The sequence below is a fragment of the Luteolibacter sp. SL250 genome (assembly GCF_026625605.1).
Classification (GTDB): domain Bacteria; phylum Verrucomicrobiota; class Verrucomicrobiia; order Verrucomicrobiales; family Akkermansiaceae; genus Luteolibacter.
This window is the reverse complement of record NZ_CP113054.1, coordinates 271,055-290,264: the sequence shown is the minus strand read 5'-3', so window position 1 is coordinate 290,264 and position 19,210 is coordinate 271,055. Positions and strand designations below refer to the sequence as shown.

The window sequence follows — 19,210 nt, the reverse complement described above, 5'->3', positions numbered from 1 at the left end:
TTCAATCCGGGGGAGATCAAACCTCCGACTGATAGCGGCGGAGGACCGCCGCACTCCATGACGCTTCCGCGTCTGCGGAGGATCCCACGAAATACGGACTCTGGAGATACGCGGAACTTCCCCTAGCTACGGGAAAACCACCCTCGCGATGACGGGGAAGTGGTCCGACGAGTAGGGAGGCGGCTCCAACACCGCTCCTGCCTCCGTGACCTGCGCGCCCTTCGAGACGAAAATGTGGTCCACCTTCCACCCGGCGTCCTTCCGGCCCCACAGGTGGAGGGTCTTCGGGGAGGTGCCGGAGGGATGCAGCATGCGGAAGGTATCGGTCATGCCGCCTTTCCATTGCTTCCGGCTTCCGGCGAGGTTCGCGGAGACGCCGCGGAGGTAATAGATCGCGGGGTTGGTTTCGACCGCGTTGAAGTCGCCCAACAGGATCACCGGTTCTTCCGGGTGCCTCCGCCCGTCGATCCGGCTGGCGATGAAAACCGCCGCCTGCTCCCGGGACCCTTGGTGCTGGTGGTCGAAGTGGGTGTTCACCACATAGACGCCCCTGCCGGTCGCCAGATCGACCAGCCGCGTCCAGGTGGCGATTCGCGGCAGGGTGTTCCCCCAGGTGGCGGAACCCGGCTTTTCCGGAGTGCCGGACAGCCAGTAGGTGCCTCCCTCCGCACGGTCGCGGGAAAAGCGGTCCTGCCGGTAGAAAATGCCTGCATATTCACCCTGCGTCCGCCCGTTCTCCCGACCGACACCGAAAAATTCGTAGTCCGGGAGCGAGGCGCGCAGGTCCGCCGCCTGGCCGTGGGTGAGTTCCTGCATGCCCATCACGTCCGGTTGGATGCGCCGGATGAGTCGCACGGCATTCGCCACCCGGCGGAGCCATGCCCTCTCGCCCGGATCGCGCGCGTTCTCGTTCCGGATGTTGAAGGTGGCCGCCAGGATCTCGATTTTCCCGTCTTCCCGGACAGGCACCGCCTTCGGCACTTGCGCCGCTTCCCGGCGGCGGCAGGATCCACACAAAATCAACGCCATCAACAGGCAGGGAAGAATCACACCTTTTCTCATCACGGACCCGGCCCCACTCTCATCCCATTCTCAGATCTGGAAAGGGGGAATGCGGTCTAACGGAAAATTTCCCCGGCAACTTGCAAACCGCCCGTTCGGCGGATATTCTGGATAATGACTGTCAATCTACACGAAGCCAGTTCCGAAGTGACCCGTGACCTTTCCCCCGAATGGCTGGACCTCAGTTCCCGTGTCCGCCGCCTGGCGGCAGCCTCGTCCGCACCGGACGGCGCGCTTGCCCAGGAAGCCCTGCGGCTCTGCGAGCATGTCGAGCGGCTGCACGCGGATGTGGAGCAACTCCTTGGCAGCCTGAAGGCGGGGCATGACCCGCTTCTCGGCTCGCTGGAGGCCCGTGACTACGAGCCGGATGTCATCGACAAGGCGAACATCGAGATCCAGCGGGAGATGCACCAGAAGAGCGACCTCCAGCACATCATCAAGGCGCTGTTCATGTGGAAGGACGATCCCGTCCAGCGGGTCCGCGAACGCGTGGATTGAGGCGACGCCGAACGCTATTTCCCGCTTGGCCTCAGGCCCCGGGCGGTTGAGGTTGGAGGGACCATGAGTTCCCTATCCACCGCCGTCTCCCTGCATCCCTACTTCCAGATCCATCCGGGCAAGGTGGAGGAATTCACCGCCGGATTCCCCGCGTTCATCGAGCGGACATCCACCGAGGAAGGCTGCCTTTACTACGACTTCACCCTGAACGGTGACCAGGCGTTCTGCCGCGAGGCCTACACCGATGGCGACGCCGCGCTGAACCACCTGCAGAATGTGGATGACCTGCTGAAAAAGGCGCTCTCCATCTCCACCCTGGTGCGGCTGGAGATCCACGGCCCCGAGGGCGAGTTGGCGAAGATGCGCGGACCGCTCGCTGGCCTGAATCCGGCGTGGTTCGTCCATCAGGGCGGCCTGCCGAAGTAAATCGCCTCAGAGTTTTTTCCAGCGGGCGCCGCGGATCTCCGCGGCGCTCTGCCAACTGCCGAAGCCGAACGGCGCGCAAGCCGAGATCGGCCCGGGGCGCAGGGAGAGTTTCCGGTTGTCCGTGGAGACATCCACCACCTTCCCCCCGTCGATCCACGCCTCGATCTTGTCCGATGTGCAGGCCAGGCGGACACGATACCATCTCCCGTTTTCGAACTGCATCGCGCTGCCGGTTTCATTCTCGGCGGCATCCAGGTCATCCAGCGAGGAAATGCCGACCAAACCGCCACCCCAGCCACCGATGATGAAGGTGACGCAGTCCTCACCCCGGGCGGGGAAGGTGACCGCACCGAAGAAGTCGGTGCCATTCACGCGGCGGGCTTCGTATTCCAGCTCGAAAGGCGCGGCGGGAAGATCGCCTGTCCACTTCGCTGCGGTGAGTTGCTCGCCGAAGGGTAGCTGGAGCACGCCATTTTCCTCCGTCACCTCACCCCCCTCCGTGCCGATCCATTTTCCGGTGAGGGGAACCCAGGCGGTGTCTTCAGGGGCCTCAGGCGATGCCGTGTTGCCGCGCTTTTCACAGGCTCCGACCAGCGCCCCGGCGGTGAGGATCATCCAAGTTCTCCGTTTCATTTCCGCGAGAATAAGCCATGCTGCGGAAGAGAAAAGATGAACCCGCTGCACCTCCAGCTCCGCGACGGAACACCGGTCGTCATCCGCGCCCTCGTGCCGGATGACCGGGCCAGTCTGGCGGAGGCCTATCGGCGGGTGTCGGACGAGGCGCGCTACAACCGCTTCTGGACGCACACCGGCGAGGTCATCGGCGACGCGATGCTCGACCGCATCCTCGATCAGGATCCCATGCGGCACGTCACCTGGACGGTGCTGGATCCGACCCGGGAGTTCCCGCCCATGGGTGGCGCGAGCTGGTGGCGCAACGCGAACCGGCCGGAGGAGGCGGAGATTTCCGCACTGGTGCTGGATGACGACCAGCGGCGGGGGATTGGCACTTTGTTGCTCGCCCTCATGTGGCTCACCGCCTTCCGCGCGGGGGTGAAGGAACTGGTGGGATACGCGCTGGTGGACAACCGCCAGGCCGCCGACTGGATGCTGGACTGCGGAGCCGCCGGCACCTGGGACGGCTACAAGCTCGTCTTCCGCTGGGATCTGGAAGACCTCGACCGGCTCCCGGAGACACCACGCGCCGCGGAGCTGGCCGGATGGCTGGCAAAGCTGTCGCCGGAGTTCCTGTAAGGAGGGAGGACATTGCGGCAGAGCCGCTATGTCCGCTTCGCTTCCATTCCTGTCCTCCGGCTGCAATGGCGAATCAGAATTGATTCACCGCAAAGACACAAAGGCGGCAAAGGAAACACAAAGGCGGGGAGGAATTTCTCCCTGAACACTTCTCTTTCTTTGTTCGCCAATGCCGCCGGTGGACAGGAGTGTCCACCCTCCTTACTGGAGACTGCACTTCGGCAGCAGCTGTTCTGGTCAGGAAACGGTATCTCGCAAGGATTCCTCGAGGTGACCATTGTATGTGGAAGCGTAGATATGGGAACCGGTGTGGAACGTGTAATTATCCCAATCGTCTATGCCCACGACACAGAATATCGATAACCGGAGGCCGTTGCCGAATTGCAGCACTAGATCGAACGAAGGGGCATGGACTGTGGCTTCGGAAACTCGTTGGCCGATGAGGCGTTGAAGTCCCCGCAGCATTGGCCCGCCGTGATGATTCGAGCTTGAGGAAGAACAAATGACTTCGTCCGCTGATTCGATTCTCCAGGCACAATGCTGTAGGAAGAGGCAGTATTCACCCTTGTAGTTTCTCGCATCCTCGGACACGTGGCGATTTTTCAGCGGACGGAGCCTGGCCACCTTGCCACCGAAATCGAGCGTAACCATGGAACCCGTGCCGGACCCTGCTATGAAGGCCCAACAACCCGCGCCATCTTTGAGGCTCAGGAGCGCTTCCTGTAATTTGTCAGCGTTCACCTTTGATGTGGTCGGCATATGGCAAGAGAACTGGGAATTTTCTCACTTACTTTGCGAAGACGAGCAGGACCAGCACGACTTTCCGGTCATGGTGGCAGGATAGGGGATTGCACGAATGCGGAAAGGCAGAACATTGCGTAACAAAACCGTCGCCGAAAGTGGTTGGCGGGCGCACGGCTGCCTGCTATGTGGGAGCCGATTGGACGACAGCGACGCATCGCAGTTGTTGGAAAGGATCGAGGGTTTCGCACTGGATGATCCGATGGCTCAACTGCCATTCACCTCGCGGTTGGCGGGGGAACAGGGATGGACCCACGCATTCGCCGGCAGGGCGGTGCGGGAATACAAGCGCTTCATGGGGCTGGCGGCAGTTGCCGGGCATCCGGTCTCACCGCCGGAGGTGGTGGATCAGGTGTGGCACCTGCACCTCGTTTACACCAAGAGCTACTGGCATGATTTCTGCCGGGATCTGCTGGGAAAGGAAATCCACCACTGCCCGACCACGGGAGGATCCGCGGAGAACGAGAAATTCGAGGACTGGTATGCACGGACGCTGGAAAGCTACCGCCGCGTTTTCCACGAGGAACCTCCCGCCGACATCTGGCCATCTCCCGCGCGAAAACGCAGGGAAAGCGGGCTGGGCCGGTGGATCGATCCGGCCGCGTTCTGGCTGCTGCCGCGCCCCGCGTGGCTGGGCCGTCTGATCAGGAAATTTTCATCATGAATGCTACGAAGTTGTTCACCGTTCTCGGTGAAGTGCCCGTGCTGGACTGGCAAGGTCCGGAGTTTCTCGGGTTTTATGTGAGCTGCTACATTGCAGCGTTGGTGTGGGCATTGTGGAACCGGAGGAGGAAGTTCTCACACTTCTCCGCGCCGGAAACGCAGGCCCCCGTGCCGCTGGACCTGTATGAGACCGCATTCCTCGCGGGTGGGGTGCCGCGTTGTGCCCAGCTCGCCGTGGTGAGGCTGCTGGAAAGGCGCGATCTCACGTGGCGGAGGCCCCGCTGGGGCCGACCCACCCTGGTGGCGGGACATGGTGGCCATCCCGACATGACCGGTCCGGAATCCCTCATCCACAAGGCGGCGGCCGAGCGGGGTGAGAAAGGCATGCCTGCCTCCGAAGTCGAGCCGCTCGTCGCGCGGGCCATCGCGGGCATCGAGTCCCGGCTGGCGATCATGGGCCTGCGCCCCACCGCGAACGAGCGGGCACAGGTGAAGGTGGCGGGCATCTCGCCCCTCGTGGTCCTGATGATGATCGGCGGCATGAAGCTACTGATCGGCCTGGACCGCGAGAAGCCGATCATCCTGCTGGTCGCCTGCATGGTGGTCACCCTGTTCACGATCATCGGGCTGATGAGCTCGCGGAAATTCCTCACTCCCGCCGGGGAACGGACACTGGATGGCATGCGGGAGCGCCATCGGGATGGGGTCGTGAAAGACTCCGCCGGGCTGAGCCAGACGGTGGCCCTCATGGGTGTGGCCGGGGCCTTCGGCTACGACCACCTGCTCGCCATGGACGAGGTCACCCGCAAGGAACTCACCACCATGAGCCGCTCGGGTGCCGGAAGCGATGGAGGAGGCACCTCCGGTTGCTCGAGCGGCTGCTCCAGCGGAGGAGGGGACGGCGGCGGGGGTGATGGAGGAGGCTGCGGAGGTTGCGGTGGTGATTGATCCTTCACTCTCCTGAAACGCAAATACCGCCCCCGGTTCCCCGGAGGCGGCATTTGAAACTTCACGATGGCCGAGACCGGCCGGAGGTCACTTCACGTGATACTCCTGGAGGCACTTCACGGTCAGCTCGTTGCTCTTGAGCGAGCGCATGGCCTTCACGGAGGCCTCCGCGGCGGCGAGGTTCGTCGCGTGGGAGATCTTCTGGGCGATGGCGGTGGAGCGGATCAGGATCTCATCGGCACGGGACTCGTGGGAGGCCGGGGTGTTGATGATGAACTGGATCTCGCCGTTCTTCATCATGTCGATGACGTTCGGGCGGGCCTGCTCCGCGACCTTGTAAACACGCTTGCTGGGGATGCCTTCCGCGGTGAGGCGCTCGTGCGTGCCACCGGTGGAGCAGATGGTGAAACCAAGCTCGACGAGATCCTTCGCCACGGCGACGGCGCGGGCCTTGTCGCGGTCGGAAACGGAGAGGAAGACGTTGCCCTCGGTCGGCAGCGGGTTGAAGGCACTGATCTGCGACTTGGCGTAGGCCATGCCCCAGTCGGCGTCGATGCCCATGACCTCGCCGGTCGATTTCATTTCCGGGCCGAGCACGATGTCGATGCCGGGGAAGCGGTTCCATGGGAAGACGGCTTCCTTCACGCTGAAGTGCGGCGGGATGATCGTCTCCGTGTAGCCCATGTCCTTGAGCTTGTGGCCGACCATGACCTTCGCGGCCAGCTTCGCCAGCGAAACGCCGGTCGCCTTCGACACGAACGGCACGGTCCGTGAGGCACGCGGGTTCACCTCGATGACGTAGAGCTGCTCATCCTTCACGGCGAACTGGATGTTCATCAAGCCCTTCACGTTCAGCTCGCGGGCGAGGTCCTTCGCGGCGCGGACGATCTCCGCCTTGATCTCCTCGGAAAGCGAGAAGGCGGGGATGACGCAGGCGGAGTCACCGGAGTGGATGCCGGCCTGCTCGATGTGCTGCATGATGGCACCGACCACGGAAGTCTCACCGTCGGAAATGCAGTCCACGTCCACCTCGGTGGCATTGTCGAGGAAGCGGTCCACCAGCACCGGACGCTCCGGGGAGGCGATGACCGCCTCGCGCATGTAGCGGGAAAGCTCCGCGTCGCTATAGACGATCATCATGCCGCGTCCGCCGAGAACGAACGACGGGCGGACCAGCACGGGGTAGCCGATGCGGTTGGCGATGACGATGGCTTCCTCCTCGTTGACGGCGGTGCCGGCGTCGGCCTGCTTGAGGTTGAGCTTGTCGAGCAGCGCGGAGAAGAACTTGCGGTCCTCCGCCAGCTCGATCGACTTCGGCGAGGTGCCGATGATCGGCACGCCATGACGCTCCAGGTCCGCAGCGAGGTTCAGCGGGGTCTGGCCACCGAACTGGACGATGACGCCGTGCGGTTTTTCCTGGTCGCAGATGTTGAGCACGTCTTCCAGCGTGAGCGGCTCGAAGAACAGCTTGTCGGAAGTGTCGTAGTCGGTCGAGACGGTCTCCGGGTTGGAGTTGACCATGATGGTCTCGTAACCCAGCTCCTTCAGCGCGAAGGCGGCGTGGACGCAGCAGTAGTCGAACTCGATGCCCTGGCCGATGCGGTTCGGGCCGCCACCGAGGATGATGATCCGCTTCTTGTCGCTGTCGCGGGCTTCGTTCTCGTCACCGTAGGTGGAGTAGAAATACGGGGTGTAGGCCTCGAACTCCGCCGCGCAGGTGTCCACCAGGCGGTAGGTCGGGATGATGCCCTTGAACTTCCGCTCCTCGCGGATGGTGTCCTCGGTCGGGATGTCGGCGACGGCTGGCTCCGGCTCCGCACGAGGCGGCGCACCGGCAGGCTGGTCCTTCTCACCATGGATGGAGACGTCGTGGATGGCCTTCGAATGGGCGCGGGCCTTGGCGATCTGGCGGTCGGAGAAACCGAGCTTCTTCGCGCGGCGGAGGTCCATTTCCGCGAGCTGCGCGCCTTCGTCGGCGATCTGCTTCAGGTGGCCGAGGAACCATGGATCGATCTGGGTGGCGGCGAAGACCTCGTCGATGGACCAGCCGTGGAGGAAGGCGGTCTGCAGCCAGAAAATGCGCTCCGCGTTCGGGATCTGCAGTTTGCGGGTGATCTCGTCCTTGGAAGGCGCGTGCGGGTCCTTGTTGTCGAAGCCGAAGCCCCAGCGGCCCGTTTCCAGGGAGCGCAGGCATTTCTGCATCGACTCCTTGAAGGTGCGGCCGATGGACATCGCCTCACCCACCGACTTCATCGAGGTGGTGAGGACCGGGTTGGCGAGCGGGAATTTCTCGAAGGTGAAGCGCGGGATCTTCGTCACCACGTAGTCGATGGTCGGCTCGAAGGAGGCCGGGGTCTCGCGGGTGATGTCGTTCGGCAGCTCGTCCAGCGTGTAGCCGACGGCCAGCTTCGCCGCGATCTTGGCGATCGGGAAGCCAGTTGCCTTCGAGGCGAGGGCGGAGGAGCGGGAAACCCGCGGGTTCATCTCGATGACGATCATCCGGCCGGTCTTCGGGCAGGTGGCGAACTGGATGTTCGAGCCGCCCGTCTCCACGCCGATCTCGCGGATGACGGCGAAGGACGCGTCCCGCATGATCTGGTATTCGCGGTCGGTGAGAGTCTGGATCGGTGCGACGGTGATGGAGTCGCCGGTGTGGACGCCCATCGGGTCGAGGTTTTCGATCGAACAAATGACCACGCAGTTGTCGGCGCGGTCGCGCATGACCTCCATCTCGTATTCCTTCCAGCCGAGGAGGGATTCATCGATCAGGACTTCGGAAACGGGGGACAGGTCGAGGCCGCGGGCGATGATTTCCTCATACTCCTCGCGGTTGTAGGCGATGCCGCCGCCCTGGCCGCCGAGGGTGAACGCCGGGCGGATGATGAGCGGGAAGGTGCCGATCTCCTCGGCCACCTTCTTCGCCTCCTCCATCGTGTGGGCGATGCCGGAGCGCGGCATGTCGAGGCCGATCTTGATCATCGCCTCCTTGAAAAGCTGGCGGTCTTCGCCCTTGTCGATCGCGTCCGGCTTCGCGCCGATCATCCGGACATTGTATTTCTCCAGCACGCCTGCCTTGTGGAGGGACATGGAGGTGTTGAGCGCCGTCTGGCCGCCCAGGGTGGGGAGGAGGGCGTCCGGTTTTTCGCGGGCGATGATCTTTTCGACGACTTCCGGCGTAATCGGCTCGATGTAAGTGCGGTGCGCGAATTCCGGATCCGTCATGATCGTCGCCGGATTCGAGTTCACGAGGATCACTTCATAGCCTTCTTCCTTCAGCGCCTTGCAGGCCTGGACGCCGGAATAGTCGAATTCACAACCTTGTCCGATGACGATGGGGCCGGAGCCGATGACAAGAATTTTCCGGATCGAGGTGTCTTTGGGCATGGATATGGGACGGTTGGACGCGCGGCAGGGCGGGTAAATTGGACGGGGTGTGGCAGGGATTTTCCCGCTTGTAAAGGGTGGGATGGCGGCAGAGCCACCTCATTTTGGGGATTTCAGTTCCAGAAGGGATCCGGGCGTCTTTCCCTGCCTGATTCCGCAAGGGCCCGGAGGCATGCCGGACTGGAACAGTCGTTGGGTGAATGCAGGTTGCACCCATACAGAGAGTGCGTCATTTTCGCCGCTGTGAGGAACTGGATCCCAAAATTCTGCGCGCTGCTGCTGGCGATGACGCCGGGGGTGGGCCGTGCCGATGAGGCGCCACCGGCGAAGCCCGTCGGACCAGCGAAAGTGGTCGTGATCCCGGTGAAGGAGCAGATCGCCCCGCCGGAGCTGTATATCCTCCGCCGCGGGCTGAAGGAGGCCATCGACAACGGCGTCCAGACCATCGTGCTGGACATGGACACGCCCGGCGGCCGGTCGGACGTGACCTTCGAGATGCTGAAGGCGCTGGAAAAGTTTCCCGGGAAAACCGTCACCTACGTCAACAGCGAGGCCCTCTCCGCCGGGGCGCTCATTTCCGCCGGCACGGATGAAATCTATTTCGCGCCGAATGGCGTGATGGGCGCGGCGGCCCCGGTCAGCGGAGACGGTACGGACATCGAAGAAACGATGCAGGCGAAGATGGTCAGCTATCTCAAGGCCCGCGTCCGCTCCCTGACCGACGGCAAGGGCTACCGGGCGGAGGTCATTTCCGCGATGATCGACCTGAAATCCGAGTTCAAGATCGGGGAGACGGTCATCAAGGAGAAGGACGAACTGCTTTCCTTGACCGCCCAGGAGGCGCTGAAGGAATATGGCGAGCCGCCCGCACCGCTGCTGGCGGCGGGCATCGTGGAGAACATGGACGGGCTGCTCGACAGCCTCCATGGGAAGGGCAACTGGACAGTGAAGCGGCTGGAGGTCACCTGGTCGGAAAAGCTGGCGCAATATCTGACCAGCATCGCGCCGCTGCTGATGGCCATCGGCATGGTCGCGCTGTTCATCGAGTTCAAGACGCCGGGCTTCGGATTTTTCGGCATCGCGGGCGGCGTCCTGCTGGCGGTGGTGTTCCTCGGCCACTATGTGGCGGGGCTTTCCGGCCATGAGCCGATGCTGTTCTTCGCGCTCGGGGTGATCCTGGTGGCGGTGGAAATCTTCTTCTTCCCCGGTTCCATCGCCTTCGCGGTGGCCGGGGTGGCGCTCATGCTCGGCTCACTGGTGTGGTCGATGGCGGACCTGTGGCCCAGCCAGCCCATCGAATTCACCGCGGATGTTTTCCTCCAGCCGCTGGTGAGCGTGGGGATCGGCGTGGGTCTGGCGGTTCTGATTTTCGTCCTGCTGCTGCGCTTCCTGCCGAGCGGCGGGCCATGGGGCAGGCTGGTGCTGGATGCCGCCGTCGGCGGTGAGCCGGGCGGCCCGCGCCCCCTGCTGGCGGGCGGTGGCGCATCCTCCGCCTCCCTCGTCGGGGAATCCGGCGTGGCCGTGACCGCCCTGATGCCAAGCGGCCAGGTGAGCATCGGCGGCAGGCGCTATGAAGGAAAACTGGCGGTGGGGTATGCGGAGGCGGGCACTCCGGTGATCGTCACCCGGCACGGGGAATTCAGCCTGGAAGTGGAGGTGATCCCGTCATGACGCTCATCATCCTGCTGTTCGCCGTGGGCATCCTCCTCATCGCCACGGAAGTCATCGTCCCGGGAGCCATCCTCGGCATCATCGGCGGCCTGCTGATGGTCGGCGGGACCGTGCTCGCCTTCATCGACTACGGGACTGGCGGCGGCATCCTCGCGCTGGGGATCGCAACCGCGGTCGGGGCGCTGGCCCTCTTCATCGAGTTCCGGATCCTGCCGAGGACGGCCATCGGCCGCCGCGCCTTCCTCACGGAGGAGGTGAGCGGGGTTTCCGCCGCCGTCGGAAAAGACGCCGTCGCGCTGGTGGGGAAACCAGCCGAGGCGCTCACCATGCTTTCGCCCAGTGGCTACGTCCGCATCGACGGACGGCGCTATGAAGCTTTCTGCCAGTCGGGACAGGCCCCGGCAGGCGCGGCCCTCGAAGTCATCGGGGCCGACAGTTTCCGCCTGATCGTCACACAACGCCCATCATCCATCCCATGAGCACCTACCTCGCCGCCATCGACTTCACCATCATCGGCTTCGTCATCGCCGGTATCGCCGCACTGATCGTCGTCGGCATCATCTTCTCGTTCTTCAGCGTCTGGCTGCGTGCCTGGCTGGCAGGCGCCTATGTGGGCTTCACGGAACTCATCGCCATGCGCCTGCGGCAGGTGCCCTACGGCATGATCGTGGACGCGCGCATCACCGCGAAGAAGGCCGGCATCGACGTGCCGATCAATGATTTCGAAGCCCACTTCCTCGCCGGTGGCAACGTCATCCCCACCAGCCAGGCGCTCATCGCCGCGAAAAAGGCGGGCATCGAGCTGGAGTGGGACCGCGCCTGCGCCATCGACCTGGCCACGAAAGGTTCCGGCAAGAGCGTGGTGGAGGCCGTGCGCACGTCCGTGGACCCGAAGGTCATCGACTGCCCGAACCCCACCAGTGGACGCACCACCATCGACGGTGTGGCGAAGGACGGCATCCAGGTGAAGGTGCGCGCGCGGGTGACCGTCCGCACGAACCTCGACCGCTTCGTCGGCGGTGCGAAGGAGGAAACCATCATCGCCCGGGTGGGTGAGGGCATCGTCACCACCATCGGCTCCGCGGAAAGCTACAAGAAGGTGCTCGAGTCCCCGGACAGCATTTCCAAGGTGGTGCTCCACCGCGGCCTGGACGTCGGCACCGCGTTCGAGATCCTTTCCATCGACATCGCGGACGTGGATGTCGGCGAGAACGTCGGCGCGCAGCTCCAGGAAGCCCAGGCGGAGGCGAACAAGAACATGGCCCAGGCCCAGGCGGAAATCCGCCGCGCCGCCGCCGTCGCGCTCGAGCAGGAAATGGTCGCCCGCGTCGCGGAGATGAAGGCGAAGGTCGTCGAGGCCGAAGCCGAAGTCCCGCTGGCGATGGCCGAAGCCTTCCGCAGCGGACGCCTCGGCGTCATGGACTACTTCCGCATGGAGAACGTGAAGGCGGACACCCAGATGCGCGGCAGCATTTCCAAGGGAGACGGCCCGAACGCATAACCTCCCTCCGTCATGGAAGAGTTCATCACCAACAACATCAAGTTCCTCATCTTCGCAGGAGCTGCGGTGCTGTGGGTCATCGGAAAAATCTCCGAGGCCAGGAAGAACAAGGAGGAACAGCAGCAACCGCAGCAGGAACAATGGAGTCCGGAGGACGACGACGGATACGACTACGACGAACGCCAGCAGCCAGTCCCGCCACCGTATCGGCCGATGGTGCCGCCGCCGCTCCCGCGGGCGGTGGCCGTGCCGGACCCTGCCGCGGATGAGCGCGAGCTGGCCCGCCAGCGCGCGATGCAGGAACGCCTGAGCGCCCTGAGGAAAGAACGGACCGCCGTCTCGAAGCCCACCCGGAAGCCCGCCAAAGCCACGCCGCAGCCGATGGTTTCCCCGTCATCCCTCAAGGCACGCCTCCGCGACCGCCGGGAACTCCGCCGCGCCATCGTCATGCGGGAGATCCTTGATCCTCCGGTGGGGCTGAGGTGAATCCATCTCCGGATGGAGCGCGGACTTCAGTCCGCTTGGCTTCGCGAACTCCGGATTCTCCGGGGCGGGCTGAAGCCCGCGCTCCATTCCGCCCCCATTTTTAATCCACTTGCCGCTGCGTCCTCTGACGCTAGGTTTCGTGGCATCTGACACCCTCCATGGATATTCTTTACCCCACCCTGAAAGCCATCGGCATCATTCTCGTGGTGCTGCTGTGCTTCAACATCATCATCTTCGTCCATGAACTGGGACACTTCCTCGCCGGCAGGTGGCGGGGCCTGAAGATCGACCGTTTCCAGATCTGGTTCGGCAAGCCGATCTGGAAAAAGGAAATCAACGGCGTGCAGTATGGCCTGGGCTGGATCCCGGCCGGTGGCTTCGTCTCCCTCCCGCAGATGGCTCCGATGGAATCCATCGAAGGGGGGACCCGCGACGACGAAGGGAAGCCGCTTCCCCCCATCTCGCCGCTGGACAAGATCATCGTCGCCTTCGCCGGGCCTCTGTTCTCGATGCTGCTCGCGCTGCTGGCGGCGGTCGGCGTCTGGATGGTCGGCAAGCCCGCCGATGTCATCACCACCAAGGAGATCGGCTATGTGGAAAAAGGCGGTCCTGCGGACAAAGCGGGCGTCCGCACCGGAGATGTGATCGAGGCAGTCAACGGAGTGCCCATGCGTGGATTCGCGGGCACCCTGGACTCCATCAGCGAAAGCGTGATCCTCAGCCGCGGGGACAAGATCGAGTTCACCGTCCGGAGGACGGGCGAAGCGGAGCCGCTCAAGCTCAGCTCAGGCTTTGAAATCGAGAAAACCGGATTCTTCCAGCGCCGTGCGTTGCGGGAGGTGGGCATGGCACCCTCCACCCCTTCGATTGTGGAGGCCGTTTCCCCCAACAGTTCCGCCGCGGATGTCGGCATCAAGCCAGGCGAGGAAATCGTCACCTATGACGGCATCCCTCTCCTGAGTCCCGTGCAGCTCAGCGCCTACATGAAGGAGAAGAACTGGAATCCGGTAGAACTCGGCGTGAAGGCGAAGGACGGATCCATCCGCCAGGTCACCGCGACACCGAAGAAGCCCCTGCCTCCCAATGACAAGTTCCCCATGCTGGGCGTTGCCTGGAGCGGCCGGAGTGATGTGGACGTCCACATCGTCCATCCCGGACCCATCAGGCAGGTGAAGGACAGCCTGAACATGATGTGGGTCACGATCTCCAGCGTGGTCTCCCCGCAGTCGAGCATCGGCGTGGATCACCTGAGCGGTCCGGTCGGCATCTTCACCATGAAGTTCAAGCTGCTGCAGACCGACAACGGCTGGCGGCGCATCCTCGCCTTCATGGTTCTTTTCAACGTGAACCTGGCCGTGCTGAACATGATGCCGTTCCCGGTGCTGGACGGCGGGCACATCGTTCTCGCCATCCTGGAAAAGATCGCCGGTCGGCCGGTGAAAGCGAAGCCCCTCGAGATCGTCCAGACGGCATTCGCCCTGGCCCTCATCTCACTGATGCTGTTCGTCAGCTCGAAGGATGTCAGCGACCTCTTCAGCGGTGGAAAGAAGCGCTCCGAGATCGTCTTCCCCGCCGCCAACTGACGCAGCTCACAGCCCCGCGGCCTTCCTGAGATCCGCGGGGAACTCCACCAACGGACGGATCTCCATCCGCCGGTAGAAACACTCCGCCGCCTCCGACTGGATCTGGATCTGTCCTGAGGTGAGCGGAGTTTCCTTTTTCGTCTCCTTGTCCACGGCGGACGCGTTGCGCAGCACCAGCACCACCGTGCCGTTCACCACGTGCACCGCATCCCGGCCGACCACGTAGAGGTCGAGCGTGTTCCATTCGCCATGCGGCTTCTCGAAGTCACCGCGCAGGTGCGCCACGTGGGCCTTTGTCACGCCTTCCACCTCCGCCTCACCGAAGCGGTGGACCTCCCCTTTCGGGTCGTAGAAAAAATCCTTCTCCACCTGGACCGCACGGATGTCCGCACGGGTGCCCGCCACCTGCCAGAAGTCACCCATGTCGCCCTCCTGCACCTGGAACTCCAGGCTCTTCTTCCAGTTGCCGCCGCCCGCGCCGTGCTCGCCCGTGCAGTGGTAGAGGATGCCGTTGTCCCGCACCCGGTCCAGCCGTGGCTCCCACTTCTGCTCACCCCACTTGATCTGCGTCCGCAGATGGTAGCTGGTGAACGTCTCCGTGGTCGTCAGCCCGCCCCAGATCTCTCCGGAAATGCGCAGCACCGGCTCGCCATCCTGCATCTTCATCATGAAGACGCCCTTCGGGTCATTGCCCAGGCCGAGCGGGAGTTTCTTCCCTTTCTCATCCGCCGGCAGATCGGCGGGCAGTCCCTGGATCGACGGATGCGGCCTGCCGAGCCAGACTTCCCAACCGGCCATCTTTTCGTTGAGCAGGGGACGCCAGTCTTGCTCCGCGGCATGGAGAAATCCGGACGAAACGAACGCAATGGCCAACGATGCTTTTCCAACGGAACGGAAGGACATGATCCCTCTCACTAGCGGGACGGCGCGTTGCGGGAAAGGAGATTCAAAGCGGGAGCGAACACCGTGAGCAGTAAGGAGGGTGGACGCTCCTGTCCACCGGCTGCAATGGCAAACAAGGGAGGAGAAGTTTTCAGTGTTTTGACTCAGATGATTCAGTTTTCCTGTTCGTATCAGTCGCTCCGCAACGGTGTTTTCAGGAAGAGAAGAAGGCTGCCCGCGAATCTCGAGTCGATCCGTTTTCTCACTTTGCGCCCTTTGCGTCTTTGTGGTGAATCTTTTCTTATTCGCCAATGCCGCCGGTGGACAAGAATGGGAGCGAAGCGGACATAGCGGCTCTGCCGCAATGTCGTCCCTCCTTACCGGGCGATCAGCAATCCCGCCGGGCTGGTGGTGACAGGGGCGGTTCCGGATTCCAGACGGAAGCGCTGGGCCTTGCCGCCGGTGCTGTTGAAGATGACGGCGCGTCCGTCTTCCTGCACGGCGATGGTGGTGTTTCGTGCCGCCGTGATGTGCAGGATCTTGCCGAGATCGGTGGGTGCTGGATTTCCATCCAGGATCTCAACGGCTCCGGTTTTCGAGAGGAGGGCGACATGTTGGTCACCTGCGGCAATCGCGGCGATGTCCGTACGGATGACCTCCGTTTTTTCCCTCGTGGCAAGGTGGAGGTTTCCTCCTTTGTCCAGCAGGTGGACCTTGCCGCTGTAGGTGAGGCAGAGCGCGGTGACATCCGGCGGGGCGGTGAGCGTGACCGGGGGGTATTTCGGCGTCAGCGGGAGCAGGTATAGCTCACCGCTTTTGAGGATGACTGGCAGGATCTTGTTGTCGGGACAGGTGCCAAGCAGCGAGATGGGCGGACCGCCGAGTGTCTCCGGAGTATCCGCATCCCCCAAGCGGTAGAGCGTACCGGACTCTCCCAGTGCCAACGCTTGATCCGTCGTGGAGGAAAGCTGGATGATCGTTTCCGGAGGGGTGACCTCACGCGGGGTTTTCCACCGTGCATCCCACAGCAGCAGCTTCCCTCCTTGGGTGAGGACGGCACCACCCTGCGCGGTCAGCGTGCAGGATTTCCACCCGGCGTCCAGAAAGGTGGCCGGTGGATAGAACCGCGGATCGACTGCGTTGAAGGAAAAGACCTTTGGCTGTGGGGCGGCGGGCGCGGTGACAGGTTCCGGTGTGGGGACAGGAGGGGCCGGTTCCGGTGCGGGTGGGGTGGTTTCAGGAGCGGCGGAAATGGCGGGCTCTGGCACCAAAGGGGGAGGGGCCGGAGCTTCGGCAACCGGAGGTGAAGCGACAGCCAATTTCTCCGGCTCGTGCCGCGGAGCGAAGCGATCCTTCAGCAGAAGAAAGGCGACGGCGGCGGTGAGGAGCACGCAGAGACCCGCAGTGACCAGCAGCAGCGGGTGGGAGCGCCGGTGGAGGCGGTTCAGTTCTTCGCGCAGCTCCGCCGCGGCCTGGTAGCGCTCGCCCGGGTTTTCCTGCAGGGCACGCAGCACCATCGGGTCCAGGCGCGGGTCGCTGCCGGACTTCGCGGAGGGCGGGCGGAACACGCCGCGCGGGCGCTCGCCCGTCAGCATTTCATAGAACAGCACGCCGATGGAGTAGATGTCCGCGCGGTGGTCCGCATGGGCCGCGTCCTTCACCTGCTCCGGGGCGGCGTATTCCGCGGTGCCCATGAAGCCGCCGGTGCGGGACAGGGTCATCGCCGCCTCATGCTGCTGATCCCACTTCGCCAGCCCGAAGTCCGCGATCTTGATGTGTCCGGCGGTATCCAGCAGGATGTTCGACGGCTTGATGTCGCGGTGGACGATGCCCAGCGAGTGCGCGTGGGAAAGGGCGTCGCACGCCTGGCGGACGATCTCCAGGGCCTCCGGCACCGTGAGGCTGCCGATCTTTTCCGCCAGCGTGGAGCCATCCACATACTCCATCACGAAAAACGGATGCCCTTCCGGCGTGGTGCCGAACTCGTGGAGGGCGACGATGTTCGGGTGGCGGAGCTTTGCCAGCGTCCGTGCTTCCCGCTGGAACCTCTGGACGAAGGCTTCATCCGCGCTGGACTCGATGGGCAGCAGCTTGATGGCGATCTCCCGGTCCAGGTCCGGCTGGCGCGCGTGGTAGACCGCGCCCATGCCGCCGCGGCCCAGCAGGCCCAGGATCTCCCAGCGGGGGAAAAGCGCGGCGAGATGGGCGGGGGTGGGTGGTTCCCAGGGGGAGGCGCCGCCGTCCGTGGCCGGGATGGAGCCTCCACCGAGATCGAACAGTCCCGCCGGATCGAGGCCGCTGAGGATGGAATCTTCCTGTCTCATGGCGGTGGGGTGGGGCGGGACGTTCGCTGGTGGTTACTGTTCGACCAGCTCGACGCGGCGGTTGAGCGCCTTGCCTTCATCGGTCTTGTTGGTGGCCACGGGGGAGATGAACGACGCTCCGTGGGCGGACAGGCGGCCGGCGGCGATGCCGTGCTTGGTGGTCAGCTCCTTCACCACGGTGGCGGCGCGGCGCTGGGACAGGTCCTGGTTGAACTCAAAGGTGCCGACGTTGTCCGTGTGGCCCACGACCAGCAGCTTCAGCGACGGGCTGTCCTTCAGCAGTTTCACGATCTCACCGATGGTCGGCTCCGACTCCGGTTTGAGGTCCGCCTTGTTGAAGTCGAAGTGGATGCCGTAGAGGGCGATGCGGCCGGTGTCGGAGATCTTGTTCTCCATTTCCTCCGCCTTCACCAGGACCATCTTGTCCTCCATCGGCGTGGTGTTGATGAAGTCCGCCTGGACCATGATGGTGCCTGCGGGCAGCTTCAGGTCCGCCTTGAAGGAGTTCGACGGGTCCGCCTTGCGGAACGTGTGGTCCCACTGGCGCTCCGCGACGAAGACGACGGCGAAGAGTCCGCCCTTTTCCGCGGCGATGTAGCGGCGCTCCTTGATGCCGGTGAACAGTTCCTTGCGGTCCGCTTCCGGGAAGTAGGAGACGGCGGGCGGGCCGTTGCGGATGGCGCCCTGGTCACCGGTCCAGATGGTGGTGAACCCGGCGTCCTTCAGCGCCTGCTCGTAGTTCTTGAAGACCTCCAGCACGGTCCGGCGTTCGTCCGGGGTGTTGGCCAGGGCGTAGGTCGTGCGGTGGAGCGCGCCGGAAACCGGGCGGACCTCCTTCGGATCGGTGGAGTTCGGCGCACTGAGGCCGCCGGTCTGCAGGAGGATCTCGCCGAACTTCTGTTCCGACTGGGTCAGGATCTTGGATCCCTCATAGCGCGGGATGCCGGGGTAGTCCTTCGCGCCTGCGGCGTCGGAGGTGGGCATGGCGGACGCCGCCATGGTCAGGCAGGCGAAGAGCGATAGGATGGCTTTCATGGTGGTGGTGGAGTTATGGAGTTTGAAACTTGTGAAATCATTACCGGGAAAGCGCGGAACGGTCGAGATGAAGTGCCGATGAGCCGGGGGTAATGCGCGTTACACGGGCCGGGATGTGCACGGAGCGGTCCGGCAGCGGGGTGATGCGGGCGGATTCCGCAGGGCGTGGGGTGGGCAGGCGCGGGATGATGGTGGGCGGGACGACGGGGCGGCGGGCCGGAGGAGGGGTGAGGGCGGGTGCCGGGGATGGCAGCGGGATCCTGCGTGCGATGCCCGGGTCGAGGAAGCGGCTGCCGGGGGCGCGGGATGGTTCGCCGAGGCGTGGCGGGTCGGAGGGCATGACCTCCGGAGCGTCATCCCGGCCTGCGCCGAAGACATCCGGACGGAGACCGGGGCGGCCACCCACACGGATGCGGTCACGGTCGCCGGGTGACAGGGTGCCGATGTCGCGGTGACCGCCGCCGAGGAAGATGCCGCCGAAGCCGCCGCCTGGGATCGGACGGATCGGCTCACGGTCGTCCACGCGGGGTGGCTCCGTGCGGCCGGGGGCGGGGTGGTAGGTGTGGTGGCCGGAGTCACTGGCGCAGGAGGCGAGGGCGACGGCGGTGAGGATGAGTGCGATGGTTTTCATGATGTTGTTCCTTTCGCTCCGTTCTCTGGCGGTCCGTTGGGCGGCGTTACACGGTTTCGCA

At 64.0% G+C, this 19,210-nt stretch carries 18 protein-coding genes; 10 read left to right on the top strand and 8 right to left on the bottom strand.

Annotated features, from left to right (window positions below):
* Positions 1-126 precede the first annotated feature (126 nt).
* Complete coding sequence (locus OVA24_RS01365) at positions 127-1,029, bottom strand: endonuclease/exonuclease/phosphatase family protein (RefSeq protein ID WP_267672736.1); 903 nt, start codon at positions 1,027-1,029, stop codon at positions 127-129.
* A gap of 147 nt (positions 1,030-1,176) precedes the next feature.
* On the opposite strand from OVA24_RS01365, the gene OVA24_RS01360 reads away from it, so the two are divergent.
* Positions 1,177-1,560 (top strand): hypothetical protein, encoded by a 384-nt coding sequence (locus tag OVA24_RS01360; RefSeq protein WP_267672734.1) that lies wholly within the window; start codon positions 1,177-1,179, stop codon positions 1,558-1,560.
* Positions 1,561-1,623: 63 nt separating this feature from the next.
* Positions 1,624-1,986 carry a putative quinol monooxygenase gene (locus tag OVA24_RS01355; RefSeq protein ID WP_267672733.1) on the top strand — a complete coding sequence of 121 codons (363 nt, stop codon included), beginning with the start codon at positions 1,624-1,626 and terminating at the stop codon, positions 1,984-1,986.
* Positions 1,987-1,992: 6 nt separating this feature from the next.
* On the opposite strand, the gene OVA24_RS01350 is transcribed toward OVA24_RS01355, so the two are convergent.
* Positions 1,993-2,619, bottom strand: a complete 627-nt coding sequence (locus OVA24_RS01350) for a LamG domain-containing protein (protein WP_267672732.1) — start codon at positions 2,617-2,619, stop codon at positions 1,993-1,995.
* A 36-nt stretch (positions 2,620-2,655) separates the two neighbouring features.
* Here OVA24_RS01350 and OVA24_RS01345 point away from each other — a divergent pair, with 36 nt between their 5' ends.
* Positions 2,656-3,240 carry a GNAT family N-acetyltransferase gene (locus OVA24_RS01345; RefSeq protein ID WP_267672729.1) on the top strand — a complete coding sequence of 195 codons (585 nt, stop codon included), beginning with the start codon at positions 2,656-2,658 and terminating at the stop codon, positions 3,238-3,240.
* 237 nt (positions 3,241-3,477) lie between these two features.
* Here OVA24_RS01345 and OVA24_RS01340 read toward each other — a convergent pair whose 3' ends face one another.
* The gene (locus tag OVA24_RS01340) at positions 3,478-3,999 is read right to left on the bottom strand and encodes a hypothetical protein (protein ID WP_267672727.1); all 522 of its coding nucleotides are present in this window, start codon (positions 3,997-3,999) and stop codon (positions 3,478-3,480) included.
* A 244-nt stretch (positions 4,000-4,243) separates the two neighbouring features.
* Here OVA24_RS01340 and OVA24_RS01335 point away from each other — a divergent pair, with 244 nt between their 5' ends.
* The gene (locus OVA24_RS01335; RefSeq protein ID WP_267672725.1) at positions 4,244-4,705 is read left to right on the top strand and encodes a glycine-rich domain-containing protein; all 462 of its coding nucleotides are present in this window, start codon (positions 4,244-4,246) and stop codon (positions 4,703-4,705) included.
* Positions 4,702-5,652: a TIGR04222 domain-containing membrane protein gene (locus tag OVA24_RS01330; RefSeq protein WP_267672723.1), complete on the top strand. Its 951-nt coding sequence runs from the start codon at positions 4,702-4,704 to the stop codon at positions 5,650-5,652. Before OVA24_RS01335 ends, OVA24_RS01330 begins: the two co-directional genes overlap by 4 nt.
* A gap of 87 nt (positions 5,653-5,739) precedes the next feature.
* Here OVA24_RS01330 and carB read toward each other — a convergent pair whose 3' ends face one another.
* Positions 5,740-9,036, bottom strand: coding sequence for a carbamoyl-phosphate synthase large subunit (gene carB / locus OVA24_RS01325; RefSeq protein WP_267672721.1), 3,297 nt, complete (start codon positions 9,034-9,036; stop codon positions 5,740-5,742).
* A gap of 243 nt (positions 9,037-9,279) precedes the next feature.
* Here carB and OVA24_RS01320 point away from each other — a divergent pair, with 243 nt between their 5' ends.
* The 5 genes from OVA24_RS01320 to rseP all read left to right on the top strand — a co-directional run bounded on the left by OVA24_RS01320 (position 9,280) and on the right by rseP (position 14,277).
* Positions 9,280-10,707, top strand: coding sequence for an NfeD family protein (locus OVA24_RS01320; RefSeq protein WP_267672720.1), 1,428 nt, complete (start codon positions 9,280-9,282; stop codon positions 10,705-10,707).
* The gene (locus OVA24_RS01315) at positions 10,704-11,186 is read left to right on the top strand and encodes an NfeD family protein (RefSeq protein ID WP_267672719.1); all 483 of its coding nucleotides are present in this window, start codon (positions 10,704-10,706) and stop codon (positions 11,184-11,186) included. The genes OVA24_RS01320 and OVA24_RS01315 overlap by 4 nt, the downstream gene beginning before the upstream one ends.
* On the top strand, positions 11,183-12,208 hold the full coding sequence (floA, locus tag OVA24_RS01310; protein WP_267672717.1) for a flotillin-like protein FloA: 1,026 nt from the start codon (positions 11,183-11,185) through the stop codon (positions 12,206-12,208). Before OVA24_RS01315 ends, floA begins: the two co-directional genes overlap by 4 nt.
* A 12-nt stretch (positions 12,209-12,220) precedes the next feature.
* Positions 12,221-12,694 (top strand): hypothetical protein, encoded by a 474-nt coding sequence (locus OVA24_RS01305; protein ID WP_267672715.1) that lies wholly within the window; start codon positions 12,221-12,223, stop codon positions 12,692-12,694.
* 158 nt (positions 12,695-12,852) lie between these two features.
* Entirely contained in the window at positions 12,853-14,277 is a 1,425-nt protein-coding gene (rseP, locus tag OVA24_RS01300; RefSeq protein WP_267672713.1) for an RIP metalloprotease RseP, read from the top strand.
* A 6-nt stretch (positions 14,278-14,283) separates the two neighbouring features.
* On the opposite strand, the gene OVA24_RS01295 is transcribed toward rseP, so the two are convergent.
* The 4 genes from OVA24_RS01295 to OVA24_RS01280 all read right to left on the bottom strand — a co-directional run bounded on the left by OVA24_RS01295 (position 14,284) and on the right by OVA24_RS01280 (position 19,149).
* Complete coding sequence (locus OVA24_RS01295) at positions 14,284-15,180, bottom strand: 3-keto-disaccharide hydrolase (RefSeq protein ID WP_267672711.1); 897 nt, start codon at positions 15,178-15,180, stop codon at positions 14,284-14,286.
* Positions 15,181-15,536: 356 nt separating this feature from the next.
* The gene (locus OVA24_RS01290) at positions 15,537-17,483 is read right to left on the bottom strand and encodes a serine/threonine-protein kinase (protein WP_267672709.1); all 1,947 of its coding nucleotides are present in this window, start codon (positions 17,481-17,483) and stop codon (positions 15,537-15,539) included.
* 33 nt (positions 17,484-17,516) lie between these two features.
* Positions 17,517-18,518 (bottom strand): OmpA family protein, encoded by a 1,002-nt coding sequence (locus tag OVA24_RS01285; RefSeq protein WP_267672708.1) that lies wholly within the window; start codon positions 18,516-18,518, stop codon positions 17,517-17,519.
* Between the two features lie 40 nt (positions 18,519-18,558).
* Positions 18,559-19,149, bottom strand: a complete 591-nt coding sequence (locus OVA24_RS01280) for a hypothetical protein (protein WP_267672706.1) — start codon at positions 19,147-19,149, stop codon at positions 18,559-18,561.
* Positions 19,150-19,210: the final 61 nt, after the last annotated feature.